The organism is Arenimonas maotaiensis (genome assembly GCF_014638745.1).
GTDB classification, from domain to species: domain Bacteria; phylum Pseudomonadota; class Gammaproteobacteria; order Xanthomonadales; family Xanthomonadaceae; genus Arenimonas; species Arenimonas maotaiensis.
The window spans coordinates 293,922-314,793 of record NZ_BMFO01000001.1 but is presented as its reverse complement, the minus strand read 5'-3'; the positions used below and the strand labels follow the sequence as shown (position 1 = coordinate 314,793).

General features: G+C 64.3%; 22 protein-coding genes. 2 read left to right on the top strand and 20 right to left on the bottom strand.

Annotated elements, in window-relative coordinates; genetic code table 11:
• Positions 1-89: 89 nt before the first annotated feature.
• From IEV56_RS01480 to IEV56_RS01455, 6 genes are all read right to left on the bottom strand, one after another.
• The gene (locus IEV56_RS01480) at positions 90-686 is read right to left on the bottom strand and encodes a hypothetical protein (protein WP_188446998.1); all 597 of its coding nucleotides are present in this window, start codon (positions 684-686) and stop codon (positions 90-92) included.
• 184 nt (positions 687-870) lie between these two features.
• Positions 871-1,566 carry a hypothetical protein gene (locus tag IEV56_RS01475; RefSeq protein ID WP_188446996.1) on the bottom strand — a complete coding sequence of 232 codons (696 nt, stop codon included), beginning with the start codon at positions 1,564-1,566 and terminating at the stop codon, positions 871-873.
• 548 nt (positions 1,567-2,114) lie between these two features.
• Entirely contained in the window at positions 2,115-2,699 is a 585-nt protein-coding gene (locus tag IEV56_RS01470; protein ID WP_188446994.1) for a hypothetical protein, read from the bottom strand.
• Positions 2,700-2,800: 101 nt separating this feature from the next.
• Positions 2,801-3,412 carry a cation efflux transmembrane domain-containing protein gene (locus tag IEV56_RS01465; RefSeq protein ID WP_012822995.1) on the bottom strand — a complete coding sequence of 204 codons (612 nt, stop codon included), beginning with the start codon at positions 3,410-3,412 and terminating at the stop codon, positions 2,801-2,803.
• A gap of 94 nt (positions 3,413-3,506) precedes the next feature.
• Positions 3,507-4,298, bottom strand: a complete 792-nt coding sequence (locus IEV56_RS01460; protein ID WP_001261740.1) for an ANT(3'')-Ia family aminoglycoside nucleotidyltransferase AadA2 — start codon at positions 4,296-4,298, stop codon at positions 3,507-3,509.
• A 96-nt stretch (positions 4,299-4,394) separates the two neighbouring features.
• Complete coding sequence (locus tag IEV56_RS01455; protein WP_188446992.1) at positions 4,395-4,736, bottom strand: hypothetical protein; 342 nt, start codon at positions 4,734-4,736, stop codon at positions 4,395-4,397.
• Positions 4,737-5,003: 267 nt separating this feature from the next.
• Between IEV56_RS01455 and tldD the strand changes: the two genes are divergently transcribed.
• Positions 5,004-6,449 (top strand): metalloprotease TldD, encoded by a 1,446-nt coding sequence (gene tldD, locus IEV56_RS01450; RefSeq protein ID WP_188446990.1) that lies wholly within the window; start codon positions 5,004-5,006, stop codon positions 6,447-6,449.
• Here tldD and yjgA read toward each other — a convergent pair.
• Positions 6,446-6,988 (bottom strand): ribosome biogenesis factor YjgA, encoded by a 543-nt coding sequence (yjgA, locus tag IEV56_RS01445; protein WP_188446988.1) that lies wholly within the window; start codon positions 6,986-6,988, stop codon positions 6,446-6,448. The genes tldD and yjgA overlap by 4 nt on opposite strands.
• Positions 6,989-7,018: 30 nt before the next feature.
• Here yjgA and pmbA point away from each other — a divergent pair, with 30 nt between their 5' ends.
• Complete coding sequence (gene pmbA, locus IEV56_RS01440; RefSeq protein WP_188446986.1) at positions 7,019-8,362, top strand: metalloprotease PmbA; 1,344 nt, start codon at positions 7,019-7,021, stop codon at positions 8,360-8,362.
• A gap of 465 nt (positions 8,363-8,827) precedes the next feature.
• Here pmbA and IEV56_RS01435 read toward each other — a convergent pair whose 3' ends face one another.
• The 13 genes from IEV56_RS01435 to lpxD form a co-directional block, all read right to left on the bottom strand.
• Complete coding sequence (locus IEV56_RS01435) at positions 8,828-9,049, bottom strand: helix-turn-helix transcriptional regulator (protein WP_268235743.1); 222 nt, start codon at positions 9,047-9,049, stop codon at positions 8,828-8,830.
• The gene (locus IEV56_RS01430) at positions 9,046-9,471 is read right to left on the bottom strand and encodes a hypothetical protein (RefSeq protein WP_188446984.1); all 426 of its coding nucleotides are present in this window, start codon (positions 9,469-9,471) and stop codon (positions 9,046-9,048) included. Before IEV56_RS01430 ends, IEV56_RS01435 begins: the two co-directional genes overlap by 4 nt.
• Before the next feature lie 95 nt (positions 9,472-9,566).
• On the bottom strand, positions 9,567-10,427 hold the full coding sequence (locus tag IEV56_RS01425; protein ID WP_188446982.1) for a polyprenyl synthetase family protein: 861 nt from the start codon (positions 10,425-10,427) through the stop codon (positions 9,567-9,569).
• Positions 10,417-10,677 carry an exodeoxyribonuclease VII small subunit gene (locus tag IEV56_RS01420; protein WP_188446980.1) on the bottom strand — a complete coding sequence of 87 codons (261 nt, stop codon included), beginning with the start codon at positions 10,675-10,677 and terminating at the stop codon, positions 10,417-10,419. The genes IEV56_RS01425 and IEV56_RS01420 overlap by 11 nt, the downstream gene beginning before the upstream one ends.
• Positions 10,674-11,954: a tRNA lysidine(34) synthetase TilS gene (gene tilS, locus IEV56_RS01415; protein ID WP_188446978.1), complete on the bottom strand. Its 1,281-nt coding sequence runs from the start codon at positions 11,952-11,954 to the stop codon at positions 10,674-10,676. Before tilS ends, IEV56_RS01420 begins: the two co-directional genes overlap by 4 nt.
• Before the next feature lie 4 nt (positions 11,955-11,958).
• Entirely contained in the window at positions 11,959-12,921 is a 963-nt protein-coding gene (locus IEV56_RS01410; RefSeq protein ID WP_188446976.1) for an acetyl-CoA carboxylase carboxyltransferase subunit alpha, read from the bottom strand.
• A 41-nt stretch (positions 12,922-12,962) separates the two neighbouring features.
• A complete protein-coding gene (dnaE, locus tag IEV56_RS01405; RefSeq protein WP_188446974.1) occupies positions 12,963-16,490 on the bottom strand; it encodes a DNA polymerase III subunit alpha in 3,528 nt (1,175 codons plus the stop codon).
• A gap of 97 nt (positions 16,491-16,587) precedes the next feature.
• Positions 16,588-16,788, bottom strand: coding sequence for a hypothetical protein (locus tag IEV56_RS01400; RefSeq protein ID WP_188446972.1), 201 nt, complete (start codon positions 16,786-16,788; stop codon positions 16,588-16,590).
• A gap of 93 nt (positions 16,789-16,881) precedes the next feature.
• Positions 16,882-17,553, bottom strand: coding sequence for a ribonuclease HII (gene rnhB / locus IEV56_RS01395; protein ID WP_425488557.1), 672 nt, complete (start codon positions 17,551-17,553; stop codon positions 16,882-16,884).
• Complete coding sequence (lpxB, locus tag IEV56_RS01390) at positions 17,463-18,608, bottom strand: lipid-A-disaccharide synthase (RefSeq protein WP_188446968.1); 1,146 nt, start codon at positions 18,606-18,608, stop codon at positions 17,463-17,465. Before lpxB ends, rnhB begins: the two co-directional genes overlap by 91 nt.
• A 4-nt stretch (positions 18,609-18,612) precedes the next feature.
• Positions 18,613-19,404, bottom strand: a complete 792-nt coding sequence (gene lpxA, locus IEV56_RS01385) for an acyl-ACP--UDP-N-acetylglucosamine O-acyltransferase (protein WP_188446966.1) — start codon at positions 19,402-19,404, stop codon at positions 18,613-18,615.
• The gene (gene fabZ, locus IEV56_RS01380; RefSeq protein WP_188446964.1) at positions 19,383-19,856 is read right to left on the bottom strand and encodes a 3-hydroxyacyl-ACP dehydratase FabZ; all 474 of its coding nucleotides are present in this window, start codon (positions 19,854-19,856) and stop codon (positions 19,383-19,385) included. Before fabZ ends, lpxA begins: the two co-directional genes overlap by 22 nt.
• A gap of 2 nt (positions 19,857-19,858) precedes the next feature.
• Entirely contained in the window at positions 19,859-20,869 is a 1,011-nt protein-coding gene (lpxD, locus tag IEV56_RS01375; protein ID WP_188446962.1) for a UDP-3-O-(3-hydroxymyristoyl)glucosamine N-acyltransferase, read from the bottom strand.
• Positions 20,870-20,872 lie beyond the last annotated feature (3 nt).

Here is a 20,872-nt window from a genome sequence, read left to right as displayed (position 1 = left end):
TACGGCTTTTCGGCGGCCGCCGGCTGGTCCACCGTGATTTCGCCCCAGGGCTTGAACGCCTAGGTGACGGCCTCCGCTTGCCTTGGCCCTTACTTGTTCAGCCCCATGGCCTTGTATTGCTTATAAGCCGCCACGTCCGGAAACTCCTTGCCGGGGCAGGTGCTGGGCAGAGCATCTTCGGGCGTTCGGGCGCGGCGGGCCATGGCGGCTTCCAAGGCGTCTTTGTACATATTCCAACGCGTTGCCATTTCGCTGCCGTCGCGGCAAGCCACGCCCTCGTAGAGTTCGCCGTAGAAGAAGCGTGCCCCGGAGGAGGAATGCATCTGCTGATGGTCCTGAATGCTCCAGTTACCGTCGGTCTTGCTCAGGGTGAACGTGCCATATTTGCCGTTATAGGGCGTTTGATAGGCCACGCTGGCCTGTTCCGGGCTGAGCGTGACTTTGGAGATATACACGAACCAAGCCAACTGCTCCGACCTGACATCGTCCCGCGTCTTGATGGTGATTGGCTGGCCGAATGCCGTAATGTTTACCGGAAGCGTGATGTCTGGCGCCGATACGATCGGCCGAACCGTGCTGGGTCCGCCTGCAACGGGCTTGTTGAAGACATTTTCGAGCGAAACCGATATGGCCCTGGAAAGTCCGTAGGCATCGGCGGCGGTAATAGGAGCCGCATGTGCGGGCATATGCAGAAGGGATGTCAGGATTGCTAGGCAGGGTTTATGCATATTGTTTATTTAATTTCAATTAATGTGATGCGACGTTGCATTCTAACGATTGAATTAAGTGGCAGCCGCCGCGACAACATCAGTTTACTCAAAATCCAGGGCGGCTGACCGCTTGAATGAATTGTTATACGTCTGCTTACACCTATACACGACGAGGACTGCCATGCAAGACGCCATAACAGTTTTCACCAAACGGCCCGATAAACAACTGGAATACCGGTTCGGTTACAACTCCATCTGCGCCAGCAATTGTATAGCTCCCGAATTTATCAATAACTTGATAGGTGCTGTAATCGCGGCTGTCATCGTAAGTTAAATTGATGCCGATAACCTCTCCGTTTGGAAGCTCCACGAGCGAGATTGGATTACCGAAAGTTTCAAGGTAGTTTCTAAGTGCTTCTTTGCCGGAGCCGCCATACCAGAACTCAATGTTGGTTGCTTTTTCAAGAAGTGGCACGGATGCGATTGGATCTTCTGAAGCAGAGACAGTACCAAACTCTTCTTTTGCGAAGATAGTAGGAAATATAAGCTTAGCGGCCTGGTAAAACCTACCGTCGGTTGCCCGGCGACGCTGCCATTTGAAGTACTGTCGTTCAGAAAAACCATGCTTAATTACACGAGACTCGATTTCCTTTGGAATCGTCATGTGGCACTGAGAAAATGAGGGTTCACGCTGTTCAGGATTGTGGTGTAGGCTGATATGCAGAAGGTGGCCGCCCTCGCCCTCAATGTATGTGCCATTGCTTTTTATTGCGATCACATAAGGAAAGAATCCCTTGGTTCCGTTCGTAACATGAAGTCTTGAAAAATAAAGCGATCCGTTAGAACCAATTGCCACGGGGCCCCCGAATTTGAGACGTATAACGCCTGAATTAAGCCGCGCCGCGAAGCGGAGACGGCTTGGACGAATTGTTAGGCCAACAGCTATCGCTGTTCCACACGGCCTGGATCATTTCCTTGGCAATGGAGAACATAGCTCCGGCCTGCCTCAAATTTGGCTGACACCGTCGGCGGGCCATCCATCACAAGGTGATTTGGGCACCAGTAGCCAATCGTATGGTGACCTGGAGGCATCTCAATGGTCGTGGGCGTGTCTTCAATCGGCTTGCCGTCAAGCGTGCGAAAGCTACCCGGAAAGCCCTCTACGGTGCCGATGATTGCAAAAGACAAGCGCGCTGGCTTCTCGTCCGGCCGGGCGTTTTTTGTCCCGCAGCCGGCTGCGAGCGCGAACAAGACAGAAGCAGCGAGACAGAGTTTTCGAGTCACTGTGAACTATCCATGTTGGCCTAACGCCTGAGTTAAGCCGGAGCGCTTTGCGGCCACGGCGTTGTGACAATTGACCGAACAACTCCGCGGCCGCGAAGCGATCTCGGCTTGAACGAATTGTTAGGTTGCACCCGCTGATGCCTGAGCAAATGCTTCCGCAGGAGTGAAGCCGTCCATGAGCAAGTCAAGAATAAGCTCACGTTTCTTGGTGATGCCAGGGGGAAGTTGAGCCTTGTGCGCAGAGTAGTACTGTGACATCAGCTCGCGAGCGGCTGGAAGTTTGATGCGCTTTCTAGGCGTAATGGACGTCGCGGTGTGCTCGATGAATCCGTCGAAGTCGGGTGAGACAGTGCTCCAGTCAAAAGCAAAGACCTTCTCTCGGGCGGCGATGGGATCAAAGTGATCTGTGAAGCCAGAGCCGCACTCACCAGCGTTCTTGTTGATGATTAGGCAAGTAAGGTCTGGCAGATTTCGCTCAGCAGTGAAGATGCGGACGACGTCGAGCTTGCGCCCGGCGGAGACGGCAATGGCGTTCTGAACGGCTTCCTTGGATGGGTAGGTTTGCTTTGCTCTTTCAACGAGTTCGCTGTACGTCAGGCAATGCTTGTGTTTAGCGAGGTCAATCAGAATTGGATAGTAAGCAGACGCCAACTGAACGTCGTTCAGGGTGATGTTTTTGTAGAAGCTTTCAGTCGAATCAGTCATGCGAAAACCTTTCAGTGCAACCTAACGCCTGCCTTCAGCCGCCCACTTGGAGCGAATGACCGAAGGGAAGTAGCGGAAAGTGGGTCGGCTGCAAGGCATTGTTAGGTAACAATTTCTTGGGATTTGGTTGCTTTGGCATCTTTAAGAATTTTTATGCCGCCTCTGACTACTACGGCGGATATTATTGCCCCGATAACTAAATCTGGGTATCTACTACCGAGGAGCCAAACGAGAGCGCCAGAACAGATGACGCCAACGTTAGCAATTACGTCATTTGTGGAGAATATCCAGGATGCTCGCATGTGAACCCCGCCGTCTCGGTGCTTGGATATGAGCATTAGGCAGGCTACGTTAGCTATTAGCGCTAGAAGCCCGACAGCCATGATGAGCATGCTTTGAGGTTCGCTTCCATAGAGTGAGCGACGCACAACCTCAAAAAGGACTCCAAGACCGAGAATGATTTGGAGTACACCGCTTACACTTGCTGCTTTTGCTTGCTGAGAAATGCCTTTACCTACGACGTAAAGTGATATTCCGTAAACGGTAGCATCCGCTAGCATGTCCAATGAATCTGCGATAAGGCCGGTTGATTGGGCGTAGAAGCCTAACGCAGCCTCAACCACGAACATTACCCCATTGATAGAAAGAAGATAGGCCAGAGTAGTTCTTTCTAGCTTCTCTGCTTGCTCTGCGCCGCAGCCGCAATCTGACATTGGTTTGATTCCTCTTTGAGGGTGGGACTTGTTACCTAACGCCGGAGTTAAGCCGCCGCGCGTAGCGCGGTCGGCTTGAACGAATTGTTAGACATCATTTACCAACTGACTTGATGATCTCGCCTTTCACAAAGCGAATAAATTCTTCCAAGTGATCTGCGCGTGAGGCCAAGTGATCTTCTTTTTGTCCCAGATAAGCTTGCTTAGCTTCAAGTAAGACGGGCTGATACTGGGCAGGTAGGCGTTTTATTGCCCAGTCGGCAGCGACATCCTTCGGCGCGATTTTGCCGGTTATTGCGCTGTACCAAATGCGGGACAACGTAAGCACTACATTTCGCTCATCGCCGGCCCAGTCGGGCTGCGAGTTCCATAGCTTCAAGGTTTCCCTCAGCGCCTCGAATAGATCCTGTTCAGGAACCGGGTCAAAGAATTCCTCCGCTGCCGGACCTACCAAGGCAACGCTATGTTCTCTTGCTTTTGTAAGCAGGATAGCTAGATCAATGTCGATCATGGCTGGCTCGAAGATACCCGCAAGAATGTCATTGCGCTGCCATTCTCCAAATTGCAGCTCGCGCTTAGCCGGATAACGCCACGGGATGATGTCGTCATGCACGACAAGGGTGACTTCTATAGCGCGGAGCGTCTCGCTCTCGCCAGGGAAAGCCGAAGCCTCCATAAGGTCATTGAGCAATGCTCGCCGCGTCGTTTCATCAAGCTTTACGGCCACAGTAACCAACAAATCAATATCGCTGTATGGCTTCAGGCCGCCATCCACTGCGGAGCCGTACAAATGCACGGCCAGCAACGTTGATTCCAGATGGCGCTCAATGACGCTTAGCACCTCTGATAGTTGGTTCGAAATTTCGATGGTCACCGCTACCCTCATGATGTCTAACGATTGAATTAAGCGGCTGCCGCCGCGAACAGAATCAGAATACCAAGTAACGGGGCGGCTGTCCGCTTGGATGACTAGTTAGGCACTTCACGAAAAAATATCAATAATAAGAAATACGATGTACGCATAAACAGAAAGTTTTGAATAGAAATCAGCAGTTTTAAAGGCATTACTGTTTCCGTCTCCATGTTTCATCCACTCGCGTAGCTTAATTGCATTGGTTGGAACAGCAATGAGAACTACAGCATAAAAGGCAACTGCATCTATGCTCTGTAAATGTTGAATTCCAACTCGGGTTGGCAAGAGAAGGTCGTTCTGATAAAGGCCATAAGCCCCGTATACCAGAAATGCAGCTGATAGCAACATTGCGCCAACAAGGCTTTCTAGTGTTACAGAATTTTTTGCTTGTGGTGCGATGTCGCGCTGCATTTAAAGTGCCTAACTATTAATAGACGGCGTCATTGCCGTATAAATCCATTAGAAATCAGTTCTGAAATTTATTCAATTAGAAAAAGTCTTGGGAAATCAGCCTTATTTTCCGCGTGGCACCGGATTCGCGTCGGCGACGTTAGGGGGCTTTAACGGCCAGAATGCCCCGATATGGGTTATGACGGCGGAAAGACTCCGATAAACGCCCGAGAAACGCCGCCTGCGCGCGGCACCAGCCCTTCACGGCCCGGACTGCTAAAATAGGCCATGACCGACATACTGACCCGCGCCACGGCGCAACTGCTGACCCCCTATAACCTCGATCTGGATGGCATCGACCGCGCCATGGGCGACCTGATGGGCCCCGGCATCGACTTCGGCGATTTCTACTTCCAGCACAGCAAACGCGAGAACTGGACCTTCGAGGACGGCATCGTGAAGGACGGCGCCCACTCCATCGAGCAGGGCGTGGGCGTGCGCGCCGTGAGCGGCGAGAAGACCGGCTTCGCCTATTCCGACGCCATGGACGCCGCCGCCCTGCGCGAATCGGCCCTGGCCGCCCGCGGCATTTCGGCCAACGGCGCTTCGCAGGCGCACCGCACGGCCGGCCGCGGCCCGGCGCCCACGGCGCTGTACGACGGCCTGGACCCGGTGGCGGCCATGCCGGCCGACGAGAAAGTGGCGCTGCTGCGCGCGGTGGACGCCTATGTGCGCGCCAAGGACCCGCGGGTGATCAAGGCCACGGTCAGCCTGGCCGGCGCGGTCGATACCGTGCTGGTGCTGAACTCGGTGGGCGTGTTGGCGGCCGACATCCGGCCGCTGGTGCGGGTCAACGTGCAGGTCATCGTGGAGCAGAACGGCCGGCGCGAATCCGGCTATGCCGGCGGCGGCGGGCGCTTCGATTACGCCGAGCTGTTCAGCGGCAAGCGTCCGTTCGAAATCGCCGATGAGGCCTTGCGCCAGGCGCAGGTCAATCTGGAAGCGATTGATGCCCCGGCCGGCGTGATGCCGGTGGTGCTTGGTTCCGGCTGGCCCGGCGTGCTGCTGCACGAGGCGGTCGGCCACGGCCTGGAGGGCGACTTCAACCGCAAGGGCATTTCGGTGTATTCCGGCCGCATCGGCGAGCGCGTGGCGGCCAAGGGCGTCACCATCGTGGACGACGGCACGCTGGCCAAGCGCCGCGGTTCGCTGAGCGTGGACGACGAAGGCACCCCGAGCCAATGCAACGTGCTGATCGAGGACGGCATCTTGCGCGGCTACATGCAAGACACCCTGAACGCGCGCCTGATGGGTGTGGCGCCCACCGGCAACGGCCGCCGCGAGAGCTTCGCGCACCTGCCCATGCCGCGCATGACCAACACCTACATGCTGGCCGGCAGCACGCCGCCGGAAGAGATCATCGCCTCGGTGAAGAAGGGCCTGTACGCGCCGAACTTCGGCGGCGGCCAGGTCGACATCACCTCCGGCAAGTTCGTGTTCACCGCCTCGGAGGCGTATCTGATCGAGGACGGCAAGATCACCCGGCCGGTGAAGGGCGCCACCCTGATCGGCAACGGCCCGGACACCATGACCAAAGTGAGCATGATCGGCAACGATTTGGCGCTGGACGCCGGCGTCGGCATCTGCGGCAAGGACGGCCAGAGCGTGCCGGTCGGTGTCGGTCAGCCGAGTCTGAAGATCGACGGCATGACCGTCGGCGGCACGCACGCTTAATCGTGCGCGGCCGGAGGCTCCCGATGCAGCTCGCGCAGCACGCGGAACAGTTCGCGGTAGGCGTGCGGCGGCTTGTTCTTCTGCCGCTCGAACTGCGCGTTGCGGATCAGCTGGCGGATGTGCTGGCTGTCGGCCTGCGGAAACTGGCCCAGCAATTGCGTCAGGGCGTTCGCGTCGCCGTCCACCAATTTATCGCGCAGCGCTTCGATGCGGTGCGCTTCGGCGATCTCGCGGCGCACGTCCTGCTTGTCGAAGTCCAGCAGCGCGCGCCAGGAATCGAGCGTTTCCGCCTCTTCCTTGCGCATCTGCTTGGCCACGTATTGGATCTGGCGCTTGCGCGCGATCTGCGCGGTGATCTTCTGCGCCGTCGCGATGTGCGCCAGCATGTCCTCGGACACCGGCATCTGCATCAGGCGCGCCATCGGCTGTTCCACCATGCGCGCGGCCAGCTCCAGCACCGCCAGGGCGGCTCGGCGTTCCTCGCCGCGGCTCGGGCCTAGGAATTCGCCGGTTTCTTCATCGATGCCACGTTTCGTCATTCACGCAATCCCATTCAGGTATACCAGACCATGAACACCACGCCCACAGATCCGCCGTATGCCGCGCCATTGTACACCCTGGCCGAGCAGGTCCTGCGCCTGGCCCGCGACAGCGGCGCGCATCAGGCCGAGGTTTCGCTGTCGCAGGACACCGGCTTCGCCGCCAACGTGCGCCTGGGCGAGGTGGAGACCGTGGAGCGCACCAACGACCAGGGCGTGGCGGTCACCGTGTACATGGACCAGCGCAAAGGCACCGCCAGCACCGCCGATTTGCGTCCGGAATCGCTGCGCGAGACCGTGGCCCAGGCCTGCGCCATCGCGCGCTATACCGAAGCCGATCCGGCCTCCGGCCTGGCCGACGCCGAACGCATGGCCACGCGCGTGATGGACTTCGACCTTTGGCATCCGGCCGAAATCGACGCCGGGCAGGGCATCGCGCTGGCGCTGGCCTGCGAAGCCGCCGGCCTGGCGCGCGACGGCATCAGCAATTCCGACGGCGCCTCGTTCAGCAGCGGCCGCAGCACGGCGGTGTACGCCAACTCGCACGGTTTCTTCGGCGCCGAACGCAGCACGCACTATTCGCTCAGCTGCTCGCTGATCGCCGGCAAGGACCAGGCCATGCAGCGCGACTACTGGTATTCCACCGCGCTGGCCTTCGACGGCCTGGACCCGGCCGAGGCCATCGGCCGCAAGGCCGCCGAGCGCACGGCGGCGCGCCTGAATCCGCGTTCGGTGAAGACCGGCCAGTATCCGGTGCTGTTCGCGCCGGAGCTGGCGCGCGGCTTGATCGGTTCGTTCCTGGGCGCGGTCTCCGGCGGCAGCCTGTACCGCCACGCCAGCTTCCTGCAGGATTCCATCGGCCGGCAGATCTTCCCGGAATGGGTCGAGTTGTACGAGGATCCGCACATCGTGCGCGGCTTCCGGTCGGCCTATTTCGACGCCGAAGGCGTGGCCACCGCGGCCAGCGCCATCGTTGCCGGCGGCGTCATCCGGCGCTATCTGCTCGGCAGCTATTCGGCGCGCCGGCTCGGCCTGCAGAGCACCGGCAACGCCGGCGGCGTGCATAACCTGCGCGTCACGTCCAACGCCGGCGACCTGCCGAGCCTGATCAAGGCCATGGGCACCGGCCTGCTGGTGACCGAGCTGATGGGCCAGGGCGTGAACACGCTGACCGGCGACTACTCGCGCGGCGCGGCCGGATTCTGGGTCGAGAACGGCGAGATCCAATACGCGGTCGACGAACTCACCGTCGCCGGCAATCTGGCGCAGATGCTGCCGGCCATCGAGGCCATCGGCAGCGATATCGACACCCGCTCGCACATCCGCGTCGGCTCGATCCTGGTCGGCAAGATGACGGTGGCCGGCAACGATTGATCCACATGTAGGGGCGCTGCTTGCTGCGCCCGGATCACTCAACGCAGCGCCCGGATCACTCAACGCAACGCCCGGATCATTCAGCGCAGCGCCCGGATCATTCAACGCAACGCCCGGATCATTCAGCGCAGCGCCCGGATCATTCGACGCAACGCCCGGATCATTCAACGCAACGCCCGGATCATTCAGCGCAGCGCCCGGATCATTCGACGCAACGCCCGGATCATTCAACGCAACGCCCGGATCATTCAACGCAACGCCCGGATCATTCAGCGCAGCGCCCGGATCATTCAACGCAACGCCCGGATCATTCAACGCAACGCCCGGATCATTCAGCGCAGCGCCCGGATCATTCAACGCAACGCCCGGATCATTCAACGCAACGCCCGGATCATTCAACGCAACGCCCGGATCATTCAACGCAATGGGCGCAGCAAGCAGCGCCCCTACCCGCTGATTGTCCGATTAAACCGTCGCGGTGGCATCCCACTCGAACACCTCGGCCAGCGGCACGCCGAACACATCGGCGATGCGGAACGCGGCCTCCAGCGAGGGTGCGTACTTGCCGGCTTCGATCGCGGCCACGGTCTGCCGTGTCAGGCCGATGCGCTGGCCCAGCTCGGCCTGCGACATCTCGCCGTGCAGGAAGCGCAGGGTGCGGATCTTGTTGCGGATCACGCCGCTCACGCGTGCTGCCTGCGGTAGGCCCGGATGATGCCAATAGAGAACACCGCTTCGGCCAGCACGATCATGAAGAACGCGGCGTTGGCGATTTCCCAGCCGCCGTGGGTGAATGGCATCATGCCGCCGACAAGAATCATCCCGGCGATCAGCACGCCATAGGCGTAGCCGCGGGCTTTATGGGCGATGGCGATGTCGCGTTCGTCCATCGGCAGTTTGGCCTCGCCCGGCGAGCGCCAGCGCAGCACTAGGTGGCCGATGCCCAACAGCGCCGCCCAAGACAGGCTGGTGACGGCATACAGCGCCATCTGGCCGAGGTTGGGGATTTCCGGCCCCGGCGGATGCAGCGTGCTCCAGGTGAAATACGGGATGAACACCGCCAGCATGGTCAGCAGCGACAGCCAAGCGACTTTTTCGCGGTACGGCATAGGAGGCCCCTTGTGTATGGATAACATCACATGATGTTAAATAAACTATACACAAAGTTAAAAATAGATGTCAAGAATCGATGGAGACCCCGGTTTCAATGACCGCGGCTGACCGCGAAATCGGCCAATTCGCGCAGTTCGTTCGCCCGCTCGCCGAAGCGCGCCAGATGCCGCGGCAGGCGTTCCGCCAATTGCGCCAGCCAGGCTTTCGCGCCGTCCAGGCCGAGCAGGGCCGGGTAGGTCGATTTGTCCTGCGCCGCGTCCTTGCCGGCCGATTTGCCGAGCTGTTCGGTGCTGGCCTCGACGTCGAGGATGTCGTCGCGGATCTGGAACGCCAGGCCCAGGTCGTCGGCGAACGCCGACAGGTCGGCGAGCGCCGCGGCATCGGCGCCGGCCAATTCCGCCGGCATCCGGATCGCGGCCTTGATCAGCGCGCCGGTCTTCAGCGCGTGCACCTGCCGCAGCGCGTCCAGGTCCAGGCCTTGGCCGTTGGCGTCCATGTCCAGCTGTTGCCCGCCGCACATGCCGCGTGAGCCGGACGCCGCCAGCAACGCGGCCAGCACGCGGAGCTTGGCCGCATCCGGCCAGTCGGCGCCGGCCAGCGCCTGGAAGGCGGCGGTCTGCAGGGCGTCGCCGGCCAGGATGGCGGTAGCTTCGTCGAACGCCACGTGCACGGTCGGTTTGCCGCGGCGCAGGGCGTCGTCGTCCATCGCCGGCAGGTCGTCGTGCACCAGCGAGTAGGCGTGGATCAGCTCGACCGCGCAGGCGGCCGGGTCGAGCGTGGCTTCCGGCAGGCCGAACAGGCGGCCGGTGGCGTACACCAGCCGCGCGCGCAGGCGCTTGCCGCCGTCCAGCGCGGCGTAGCGCATGGCCGCGTGCAGGCGCGCGGGAATGGCATCGGCCGGCGGCAACAGGGCGTCGAGGGCGCGCTCCAAGCGCGCGGCGTCAGTCGGCATCGGATTCGCGGAACGGCGTCTGCGCGTCCGGATCGGCCGCGTTGGTGACCAGGGTCACGCGCTGTTCGGCCTGCTCCAGCGCGCTCTGGCATTGCCGGTACAGGGCGATGCCGCGTTCGTAGGACGCCAGCGACTGGTCCAGGCTCTGTTCGCCGCGTTCCATGGCCGCCACCACCTGTTCCAGTTCGGCCAGGGCCTTTTCGAAGTCGGCGACCGGCGAGGTCTCGGGCGTTTTCGGGGATTTGCTCATGTCGGGCTCGCGGCGGGATGCCAACGCAGGCGGATGCCGTGTCGGCGTGAAAGATCGTCCAGAACCGCCGAGACCAGCACGTCGCCGACCGCCAGCAGTTCACCGTCGTCATTATAAACAAAGGGCAGGGCGGCGCGTTCCCACGGCGGCACGCGCTCGGACAGCAGTTTTTTCACGGAATGATGCATGTCGCGGCCGGGCAGGCGGATGCGCTCGCCGCCGAGCCGGTAGCGCACGCGCAGCGGAAACGGCGCCTCGCCGGCCCAGGCCAGTTCACCGCCGCGCGGCAGCCGCAACGGCGTGCGGCCGTCCCACAGCTGGTCGAATGCCGCGATATCCGCCGCATCGGCATCCGGGCGCAGATGCAGCTCGCCGGCCCAGAGCGCGATGCGGTAGCCGGGGCCGTCCAGCCGGGTGTCGTCGTCGGGGGTGTGTTCGGCCAGCTGGCGCAGGAACTCGCGCAAGGCCTCCGCACCGGGCGCCGTGTGGCCGGCGCGTTGCAGCCAGGCGCGCAGCACGTGCCCTTGCAACGCGGGTGTCAGCGCGCGTAGCGGTTGCAAGGACAATCCGGCCTCGGAGCGGCACATCACCAACGCGTCGTCGAGCAGCGGCCGCAGCAGGTCGGCGTCTTCGCGCAGCAAGGCGGCACTGTGGTTCAATCGGGCGCGCACGTTGCCGAAGCGAGATTCAAGCAGCGGCAGCACGCGCTGGCGCAGGAAGTTGCGGTCCGGTCCGGTGTCGGCGTTGCTGGCGTCTTCCACCCAGGCCAGCGCGTGCGCCTGCGCGTAGGCCAGCAGCTCGGCGCGTGAAAATCCGAGCAGGGGCCGCCACAGGTGGTAGCCGGCGCGGGTTTCGCGCTCGGCCATATTGCCCAGCGCCTCGGTACCGGCGCCGCGCATCAGCCGCAGCAGCAGGGTTTCGGCGACGTCGTCGCCGTGGTGCGCAAGGGCCAGGGTGTCGCCGGCCTGCAGGCGGCGTTCGAAGGCGGCGTAGCGCGCCTCGCGCGCCTGCTGTTCGACGTTGCGGCTACGGTCCGCGATGCGCACCTGCTCGATTTGCAGGGGAATGCCCCAATCGGCGCACAGCACCCGGCAATGCGTTGCCCACGTATCGGCCTCGGCCTGCAGGCCGTGGTGCACATGGATGGCGTGCAAGACGGCATCGGCCGGCAACGTGTGCTTCAGCCAATGCAGCAGGACGGTGGAATCCAGCCCGCCGCTGAAGCCGACCCGGACCGTGGCCGAGGGTGGCAGGCAGGCGGCCGGCAAGGCGCGCATGGCCTCAGGAGGCGACGTCGTACGCTCCGTAGCCGCGCAGGCGCTTGTAGCGGCGCTCGAGCAGCTCGTCGGTCGGAATCGCTTCCAGCTTCTGCAGCTCGTCCCAGATCGCGGCTTTCAGCATCTCGGCCATGGCGGCCGGATTGCGGTGCGCGCCGCCGAGCGGTTCGGGCACCACGCGGTCGACCAGACCCAGGTTCTTCAGGCTGGTCGCGGTCATGTTCATCTGCTCGGCCGCTTCCTGCGCCTTGTCGCGGGTCTTCCACAGGATGGAGGCGCAGCCTTCCGGGGTGATCACCGAATAGGTGCTGTATTCCAGCATCAGGGTCACGTCGCCGACGCCGATGGCCAGCGCGCCGCCCGAGCCGCCTTCGCCGATCACGCTGCAGACCACCGGCACGCGCAGCTCCGACATCTCCAGCAGGTTGCGTGCGATGGCTTCGGACTGGCCGCGTTCTTCGGCGTCGATGCCCGGCCAGGCGCCGGCGGTGTCGATGAAGGTCAGCACCGGCAGGCCGAAGCGCTCGGCGGTCTGCATTAGGCGCAGCGCCTTGCGGTAGCCTTCCGGGCGCGGCATGCCGAAGTTGCGGCGGACCTTGCTCTTGGTGTCGCGGCCCTTCTCGTGGCCGATGACCATGCAGGCGCGGCCGTTCAGGCGCGCCAGGCCGCCGACGATGGCGTTGTCGTTGGCGAAGGTGCGGTCGCCGGCCAGTTCGTGGAACTCGTCGAACATCAGCTCGAAGTAGTCCAGGCTGTATGGGCGTTGCGGATGGCGCGACAGCTGCGAGATCTGCCAGGCGCTGAGCTTGCCGAAGATCTCGGCGGTACGCTGCTCCAGCTTGCGTTGCAGGCCGTCCACCTCCAGCTCGATATTGACGCCCGGCCCGTGGCTGGCGCGTTTGAGCTCCTGGATCTTGGCGTCCAGGTCGGCGATCGGCTGTTCGAAGTCGAGGAAATTGGGGTTCATGGTCGGGTCCGCGGAACGATGGCGCTATTGTATCAGGGCTTTCAGGCCGCGCTCGCGGTGCCGGCCAGCGCCCACGGCCGGGCCAGCGCCACCTGCACCTCGCCCATGCCCTCGATCTGCCGCAGGCGGCTGATCAGCCCGGCTTCGCAGCGCACCGAGTGGTGCGCGGGCGCGCGCAGGCGGCCCTCGGCGCTGGCGGTGCGCAATTGCAGCATCACCGGCGTCGGCCCCGGCCGGTACGACATCAACAGGGCCTGCAGCGTCTGCCAGGTGTCCGGGTGGCAGAGGTCGAGCTTGCACTGGATGCCCTTGGCGTACTGCAGCAGCAGGGCGTGGAAATCCCAGCAATGCTTGGCGCGCAGCGAGAAGCCGCCGTTGAAGCTGTCCTCGCGCAGGCTGCCTTCGATCAGCACGATGCGGTCGCGGGTCAGCAGCGCCGACGACTCCTGGTAGGCCTCGCTGAAGAACGCGCACTCCAGGCCGTCCTGCTGGTCCTCGACCAGCACGAAGGCCTGGTTGTCGCCGCGCTTGCGCATCTGGCTGATCAGGCCGGCCACCACCACGTGCGCTTCGCCGCGGCGGTCCTTGCGCTCCTGCCAGGTCTTTTCCAGTTCCGACAGCGGGCACACGCCCAGCTGCTTCAGTTCGGCCGCCCACGGATCGAGCGGGTGGCCGCTGAGGAAGAAGCCGAGCGTGTCGCGTTCGGCCTTCAGGCGTTCCTCCACCGGCCAGTCGGCGATTTCCGCCAGCTCGATGCGGATGTCGTTGCTCGGGCCTTCGCCGAACAGCGAGACTTGGCCCGATTGCGCTTCGCGCGCCATCTGTTCGGTGGCCTTCAGCACTTCCGGCAGCTGCAGCATCAGCGAGGCGCGGTTGGCGCCCAGCGCGTCCAGCGCGCCGGCCTGAATCAGCGCCTCGAGCACGCGCCGGTTGAGCTTGCTGGAGTCCACGCGTTTGCAGAAATCCAGCAGGTCGGCGAACGGGCCACGGGCTTCGCGTTCGCGCGCGATCGCCAGGCAGGCGCCTTCGCCGACGCCCTTGACCGCGCCTAGGCCGTAGCGGATGGTGTGCCGGTCGAGCGCGGCGAACATGTAGGTCGAGGCATTGACGTCCGGCGGCAGCACGCGGATGCCGAAGCCGCGGCAGTCCTGCAGGAAGTTCACCACCTTGTCGGTGTTGTCCATGTCGGACGACAGCGTGGCGGCCAGGAACTGCGCCGGGTAATGCGTCTTCAGCCAGGCGGTCTGGTAGGCGACCAGGGCGTAGGCGGCCGAGTGCGACTTGTTGAAGCCGTATTCGGCGAACTTCTCCATCAGGTCGAACACGCCGGTGGCGATCTTGCCGTCGATGCCGAGCGCGCGCGCGCCGTCCTCGAACTTCAGGCGCTCCTTGGCCATCTCCTCGGGCTTCTTCTTGCCCATCGCGCGGCGCAGCAGGTCGGCACCGCCGAGCGAGTAGCCGGCCATCACCTGCGCGATCTGCATCACCTGTTCCTGGTACACGATGACGCCGTAGGTCGGCTTCAGGATGCCTTCCAGGCTGGGGTGCGGATACACCACCGGCTCGCGTCCGTGCCGGCGGTTGATGAAGTCGTCGACCATGCCCGAGCCGAGCGGGCCTGGCCGGTACAGCGCGGCCAGCGCGATCAGGTCCTCGAAGGTGCTCGGCTCGAGCTTCTTGATGTAATCCTTCATGCCGCGCGATTCGAACTGGAACACCGCGGTGGTCAGGCCCTTGGACAGCAGCCGGTAGGTGTCGGCGTCGTCCAGCGGGATGGCCAGGATGTCGATCGGATCGTCGGCCGACTGCGCGCGCGCGGCGTTCACCGCGTCCACCGCCCATTGGATGATGGTCAGCGTGCGCAGGCCGAGGAAGTCGAACTTCACCAGACCGACCGCCTCCACGTCGTCCTTGTCGAACTGGGTGACCACGCTGGTCGGCGTCTCGCCGGGGCTGACCTGTTCGGCGTACAGCGGGCTGAAGTCGGTCAGCGGCCGCGGCGCGATGACCACGCCGCCGGCGTGCTTGCCGGCGTTGCGGGTCAGGTCCTCGAGCTTGCGCGCCAGGTCGATCAGGTCGCGCACGTCGTCTTCGCTGTGGTAGCGCGCGATCAGTTCGCTGGAGGCCAGCGAGGCGTCCTTCTTGGCCGCGTCCGAGAGGCCGAGCGCGTCGTCGAGGCTGATGCCGAGGGTCATCGGAATCAGCTTGGCGACCGAGTCGACCAGGCCGTAGGGCATGCCCAGCACGCGGCCGGTGTCGCGCACCACCGCCTTGGCGGCCATGGTGCCGTAGGTGATGATCTGGCTGACCTTGTCGCGGCCGTATTTGCGCGCCACGTAGTCGATGACCTCGTCGCGGCGGTCCATGCAGAAGTCGATGTCGAAGTCAGGCATCGACACCCGTTCCGGGTTCAGGAAGCGCTCGAACAGCAGGTCGTAGCGGATCGGGTCGAGGTCGGTGATGCCCAGCGACCAGGCCACCAGCGAACCGGCGCCCGAGCCGCGGCCCGGACCGACCGGGATGCCCTGGCTCTTGCCCCAGTTGATGAAGTCGGCCACGATCAGGAAGTAGCCGGGGAAGCCCATCGTCACGATCACGTCGAGCTCGGTGTCCAGCCGCTGGCGGTAGCTCTCGCGGTCATGCCCCGGCGCCAGCGGGAATTTGGCAAGGCGGCGCGCCAGCCCTTCGTGCGCTTCGTGCCGGATCCAGCTGTCCAGGTCATGGCCTTCCGGTACCGGGAAGTCGGGCAGGTAATAGGTGCCGAGCGACAGCTCGAGGTTGCAGCGCTTGGCCAGTTCCACGCTGTTGGCCAAGGCCTCGGGCAGGTCGGCGAACAGCGCCGCCATTTCCTCCGGCGACTTCAGGTACTGCTCGGCGTTGTAGGCCTTGGGCCGCTTCGGGTCGTCCAGCACCCGGCCGGCGGCGATGCAGGTGCGCGCCTCGTGCGCCTCGAAATCGGCGGCGTCGAGGAAGCGCACGTCGTTGCTGGCCAACAACGGCAGATGGTGGCGGTTGGCGAAGGCGATCGCGCGCGGGTTGAAGCCGGCTTCCTCCGGCAGGCCGAGCCGGGTGATCTCGATGTACAGCCGGCGCGGGAACAGGCTCAGCCATTCCGCGGTCCGGCTTACCGCGTCGGGCTTGTCGCCCTGAAGCATCAGATGCGCCAGCGGACTGTGCCGGCCGTGCAGCACGATCAGGCCTTCGCTCTCGGCGAACAGCCATTCCGGCTCGATCACCGGCAGTTCGCGGGTGTGGCCTTCCAGATGCGCGCGCGAGATCAGCCGCGACAGGCCGAGGTAGCCGGCCTGGTTCTGGCACAGTACGGTGATTCGGTGGAAGCCGCCCTGGCCGTTGTCCATGAACAGGTCGGCGCCGGCGATCGGCTTGATGCCGGCGCCCTCGGCGGCCTTGAAGAACTTGACCAGGGCGAACAGGTTGCAGTTGTCGGTCACCGCCACCGCCGGCATGCCCAGCGCCGCACAGCGCGCCACCAGTTCGGGCAGACGGATGGTGGAATCCGTCAGCGAGAATTCGCTGTGCAGGTGGCAGTGGACGAAGGTCGGGGTCATGGTCGCGCCTGGAACGGACCTTAAGCTTAGACGCCCCGTCCGGGGATAACAAGGCTTGACAGCGCGCCGTATGGCGCTCCGCCGCGTGCCGCGGGCTTCAGCGGAACAACGGCGCGTGCGCCTCCGGCCGGTAGCGGCCGCCGCCCGGCCAGGGCTGCAGCGTGGCCTGGCATGTCAGCCGGTGGATGTCCCACTGCAGCCACAGTTCCTCGGCGCTGCCGCGCACGCGTCGGGTTTCCACGAAGTCCAGGAAGCGGCTCCATTCATGGTCGTCTTGGAAGCGGGGTTTCAGGCTCATCAGGGTCGGATTGCAGGACATGGGACACCTCGGCTGTCGGCGGATTGCCCCATCAGTATCCATGCCGGCAGCGCGGCGCGCATGCGGGGGAAGTCAGGGTGACTTTCCGCCTAATTCCGCAATAGCCGCGCGCACCGGCGCGAAGCTGCGCCGGTGTTGCGGACAGGCGCCATGGCGATGCAGGGCCTGCAGATGCGCCGGAGTCGGGTAGCCCTTGTGACGGTCGAATCCGTATTCGGGATATTCGGCATGCAGCGCCAGCATCTGCCGGTCCCGGCTCACTTTCGCCAGCACCGAGGCCGCCATGATGCTGCGCTCCAAGGCATCGCCGCCGACCAGCGCCCGTGCCGGGCAGGGCAGGCCGGGCGGGATCTTGTTGCCGTCGATCAGCGCCAGCTCCGGACAAACTGGCAAAGCACGTATTGCGCGTGCCATGCCCTGCATCGTGGCCTGGAAGATGTTCAGCCGGTCGATTTCCTCGGCCGCCACCGCCACGATGGCGTAGCCGACAGCCGCATCGCGGATGGCGTCGAACAGGCGTTCGCGCCGGGCTTCGGTCAGTTTCTTGGAGTCGTCCAGCCCCGCCAGACCGTCATCCGGCGGCAGGATCACCGCCGCGCACAGCACCGGCCCGGCCAGCGGTCCGCGTCCGGCCTCGTCGACGCCGGCGACGGTCATGGCCGCGTGCCGCCGACCCGTTCCAGCACCGCATCGGCGGCGCGTCCGGCGGCGTCCTGCCGGAGCAGATGATGCAAACGCGTGTATTCGGCCAGCAGCGCCGGGTCGGGCGTGTCGCGCGTCAGCATCGGCAACAGCGTGTCGGCGATGCGTTCGGGCGTGCAGTCGTGCTGCATCAGTTCCGGCACCAGATCGCGGCCCGACAACGCGTTCGGCAGGCTGAAGCGTTCCACCTTCAGCAGTCCCAACAGCTTGACGATGCGGTAAGTCAGCGGCGAGATGCGGTAGGCCACCGCCATCGGGCGTTTGCACAGCATGGCCTCCAGCGCCGCGGTGCCCGAGGCCAACAGCACCGCGTCGGCGGCGATCATCGCGGTCCGCGCCTGACCATCAAGCACCTGCACGTCATCGATGCCGGCGACGGCCAGCTGCGCGTCGATCGCCTGCCGGCAGCGGGCATCGGCGGCCGGAATGCAGAAACGGATGCCGGGCAGGCCGTGCCGGATGCGCGTAGCGGCCTGCAGGAACACCGGCAGCAGACGCTGGATTTCCGACAGCCGCGAGCCGGGTAGGATGGCCAGCACGCGCGTGTCGGCTTCCAACCCCAGCGTGGCGCGCGCCCCCGCGCGTTCGGGTTCCAGCGGTACGGCATCGGCCATCGGATGGCCGACGAACACCGCATCGACGCCGTAACGGGCGTAGATCGGCGGCTCCATCGGAAACAGGCACAGCACGCGGTCGGCGGATTCGGCGATGCGGGCCGCGCGCTGCTCGCGCCAGGCCCAGACCGAGGGGCTGACGAAATGCACGGTGCGCAGGCCGGCGGCCTTGCAGCGCTTCTCCAGTCCGAGGTTGAAGTCCGGCGCGTCGACGCCGATCACCACGTCGGGGTTCTGCGCGAGGATGCGCGCCAGCAGATCCCTGCGCAACCGCAGCAGGTCGGGCAGGTGCTTGAGCACTTCCACCAGCCCCATCACCGACAGTCGGCCGTAATCGAACCAGGAGCGCAGACCCTGGGCCTGCATGGCCGGGCCGCCCAGGCCGATGAACTCGACATCCGGGCGCCGCGCGCGCAACGCCGCCATCAGCGCCGCCGCCAGCTGGTCACCCGAGGCCTCGCCGGCGACGATGGCGATCTTCATCGGTTCAGCGCAGGATGCCGCGGCTGCTGGCTTCGATGAAATCCAGCATCAACTTCACGTCGTCGGATTCGGCCGCCATCGCGCGCAGCTCGGCCTTGGCCTCCTCGAGCGGTTTGCCGGCCATGTACACCGTGCGGTAGGCGTTCTTGATGGCGCGGATGCGCTCCGGGCCGAAGCCGCGGCGCTTCAGGCCTTCGGCGTTGATGGTGCGCGGTTCGGCGTATTGGGTCGAGGTCATCACGAACGGCGGCACGTCGGCGTTGACCAGGCTGCCCATGCCGACGAAGGCGTGCGCGCCGATCTTGCAGAACTGGTGCGCGCCGGAGAAGCCGCCGAGGATGGCCCAGTCGCCGACTTCGGCGTGGCCGGCCAGCGAGGCGTTGTTGGCGAAGATGGTGTGGTCGCCGATGACGCAGTCGTGCGCGATATGCACGTAGGCCATGATCCAGTTGTCGTCGCCCATGCGGGTCACGCCGCCGCCGTCGCCGGTGCCGCGGCTGAAGGTGGTGAACTCGCGGATGGTGTTGCCGTCGCCGATCACCAGCTCGCAGCGTTCGCCGCGGAATTTCTTGTCCTGCGGATCGCCGCCGAGCGCGGCGTGCGAGTAGATGCGGTTGTTGCGGCCGATGCGTGTCGGGCCGGTGATCACGCAGTGCGGGCCGATCTCGGTGCCTTCGCCGATCTCGACCTCGCCCTCGATCACGGTGTACGCGCCGATGCGCACGCTGGGGTGGATGCGCGCTTCGGCCGAGATCACGGCGGTCGGGTGGATGTTCACTGGCCGCCCTCCGCGCACAGGATCTCGGCGCTGGCCACGTCCTTGCCGTCGACCCGGGCCACGCCCTCGTACAGCGCCATGTTGCGGATCTTGCGCTTCAGGGTGACGTCCAGCACCAGCTGGTCGCCGGGCACCACCATCTTGGAGAAGCGCACGTTGTCGATCTTGACCAGATAGAACAGCTTGCCCTCGTTGCCGGTGCAGCCGTCGTCGCCCATCAGCGTCAGCTGGCTGAGCAGGCCGCCGGCCTGCGCCAGGGCCTCCACGATCAGCACGCCGGGCATCACCGGCGCGCCGGGGAAGTGGCCGTTGAAGAAGGCCTCGTTGACGCTGACGTTCTTCAGCGCGCGCACGCGCACGCCCGGCTCGAATTCGGTGACGCGGTCGACCAGCAGGAACGGATAGCGGTGCGGCAGCAGCTTCTGGATGCAGACGGCGTCGACGGGCAGTTTGGAAACATCGTATGGCATGGTCAATCCCGGGATTTCTTCAGTGTGTTGAGTTCGCGCGCCATGGCGTCCAGGCGCGCGAAGCGGGCGGCGTTGCGGCGCCATTCGCCTTTGGGTTGGATCGGTGTGCCGGAGGCGTATTCGCCCGGTTCGCGCAGCGAGTGCGTGACCAGGCTCATGGCGCCGACGGTGATCCGGTCGCCGATCTCGATATGGCCGACGATGCCGGCCGCGCCGCCGATCAGGCACCAGCGGCCGATGCGGGTCGAGCCGGCGACGGCGACGCAGCCGGCGATGGCCGTATGCGCGCCGATGCGGACGTTGTGGCCGATCTGGATCTGGTTGTCGAGCCGCACGTCGTTCTCGAGCACGGTGTCCTCGATGGCGCCGCGGTCGATGGTGGTGTTGGCGCCGATCTCGCAGTCGTCGCCGATGGCGACGCCGCCGAGTTGGGCGATCTTGGTCCAGTGCCCGTCGTGGAAGGCGATGCCGAAGCCGTCGGCGCCGAGCACCGCGCCGGAGTGGACGCGCACGCGCCGGCCGAGGCGCACGCGCTTGACCAGCGTGACCTTGGGCATCAGCACGCAGTCTTCACCCACCACGCAATCGGTACCGACGTGCGTATGCGCGTGCAGTTGCGCGCCGGCGGCGATGACCGCGCGTTCGCCGACCACCGTATACGGGCCGATGCGCGCGCCGGGCGCCACGGCGGCGCTGGCCGCGATGACCGCGGTCGGATGCACGCCGGTGGGCAGGTCGTCGCCATCATCGAACAGGACGCTGATCAGCGCGAAGCTGGTGTAGGGGTTGGCGCTGATCAAACAGGCGCAGGGGCAGGCGTCGGCCTCGGCCTCGGACAGCACCACCACCGAGGCCTTGGTGTCGGCCAGCTGGCCGGCGTATTTGCCATTGGCCAGGAACGCCAGCTGGCCCGGTCCGGCGTTGGCCAAGGTGCCGATGCCGTGCACCGGCGTACCCGGGTCGCCCCGGTAGGGCAGTCCGAACCGCTCCGCCAGCGCCTTTAGCGTCAGCATCCG

Coding starts and splice junctions, on each gene's coding strand:
- IEV56_RS01410 (WP_188446976.1), bottom strand. CDS start 12,921: ATGAACCCCAATTTCCTCGACTTCGAACAGCCGATCGCCGACCTGGAC.
- IEV56_RS01470 (WP_188446994.1), bottom strand. CDS start 2,699: ATGACTGATTCGACTGAAAGCTTCTACAAAAACATCACCCTGAACGAC.
- tldD (WP_188446990.1), top strand. CDS start 5,004: ATGACCGACATACTGACCCGCGCCACGGCGCAACTGCTGACCCCCTAT.
- IEV56_RS01455 (WP_188446992.1), bottom strand. CDS start 4,736: ATGCAGCGCGACATCGCACCACAAGCAAAAAATTCTGTAACACTAGAA.
- lpxD (WP_188446962.1), bottom strand. CDS start 20,869: ATGCTGACGCTAAAGGCGCTGGCGGAGCGGTTCGGACTGCCCTACCGG.
- IEV56_RS01480 (WP_188446998.1), bottom strand. CDS start 686: ATGCCCGCACATGCGGCTCCTATTACCGCCGCCGATGCCTACGGACTT.
- IEV56_RS01425 (WP_188446982.1), bottom strand. CDS start 10,427: ATGCCGACTGACGCCGCGCGCTTGGAGCGCGCCCTCGACGCCCTGTTG.
- fabZ (WP_188446964.1), bottom strand. CDS start 19,856: ATGCCATACGATGTTTCCAAACTGCCCGTCGACGCCGTCTGCATCCAG.
- IEV56_RS01465 (WP_012822995.1), bottom strand. CDS start 3,412: ATGTCAGATTGCGGCTGCGGCGCAGAGCAAGCAGAGAAGCTAGAAAGA.
- IEV56_RS01460 (WP_001261740.1), bottom strand. CDS start 4,298: ATGAGGGTAGCGGTGACCATCGAAATTTCGAACCAACTATCAGAGGTG.
- IEV56_RS01400 (WP_188446972.1), bottom strand. CDS start 16,788: ATGAGCCTGAAACCCCGCTTCCAAGACGACCATGAATGGAGCCGCTTC.
- IEV56_RS01430 (WP_188446984.1), bottom strand. CDS start 9,471: ATGCCGTACCGCGAAAAAGTCGCTTGGCTGTCGCTGCTGACCATGCTG.
- dnaE (WP_188446974.1), bottom strand. CDS start 16,490: ATGACCCCGACCTTCGTCCACTGCCACCTGCACAGCGAATTCTCGCTG.
- lpxB (WP_188446968.1), bottom strand. CDS start 18,608: ATGAAGATCGCCATCGTCGCCGGCGAGGCCTCGGGTGACCAGCTGGCG.
- yjgA (WP_188446988.1), bottom strand. CDS start 6,988: ATGACGAAACGTGGCATCGATGAAGAAACCGGCGAATTCCTAGGCCCG.
- IEV56_RS01420 (WP_188446980.1), bottom strand. CDS start 10,677: ATGAGCAAATCCCCGAAAACGCCCGAGACCTCGCCGGTCGCCGACTTC.
- tilS (WP_188446978.1), bottom strand. CDS start 11,954: ATGCGCGCCTTGCCGGCCGCCTGCCTGCCACCCTCGGCCACGGTCCGG.
- pmbA (WP_188446986.1), top strand. CDS start 7,019: ATGAACACCACGCCCACAGATCCGCCGTATGCCGCGCCATTGTACACC.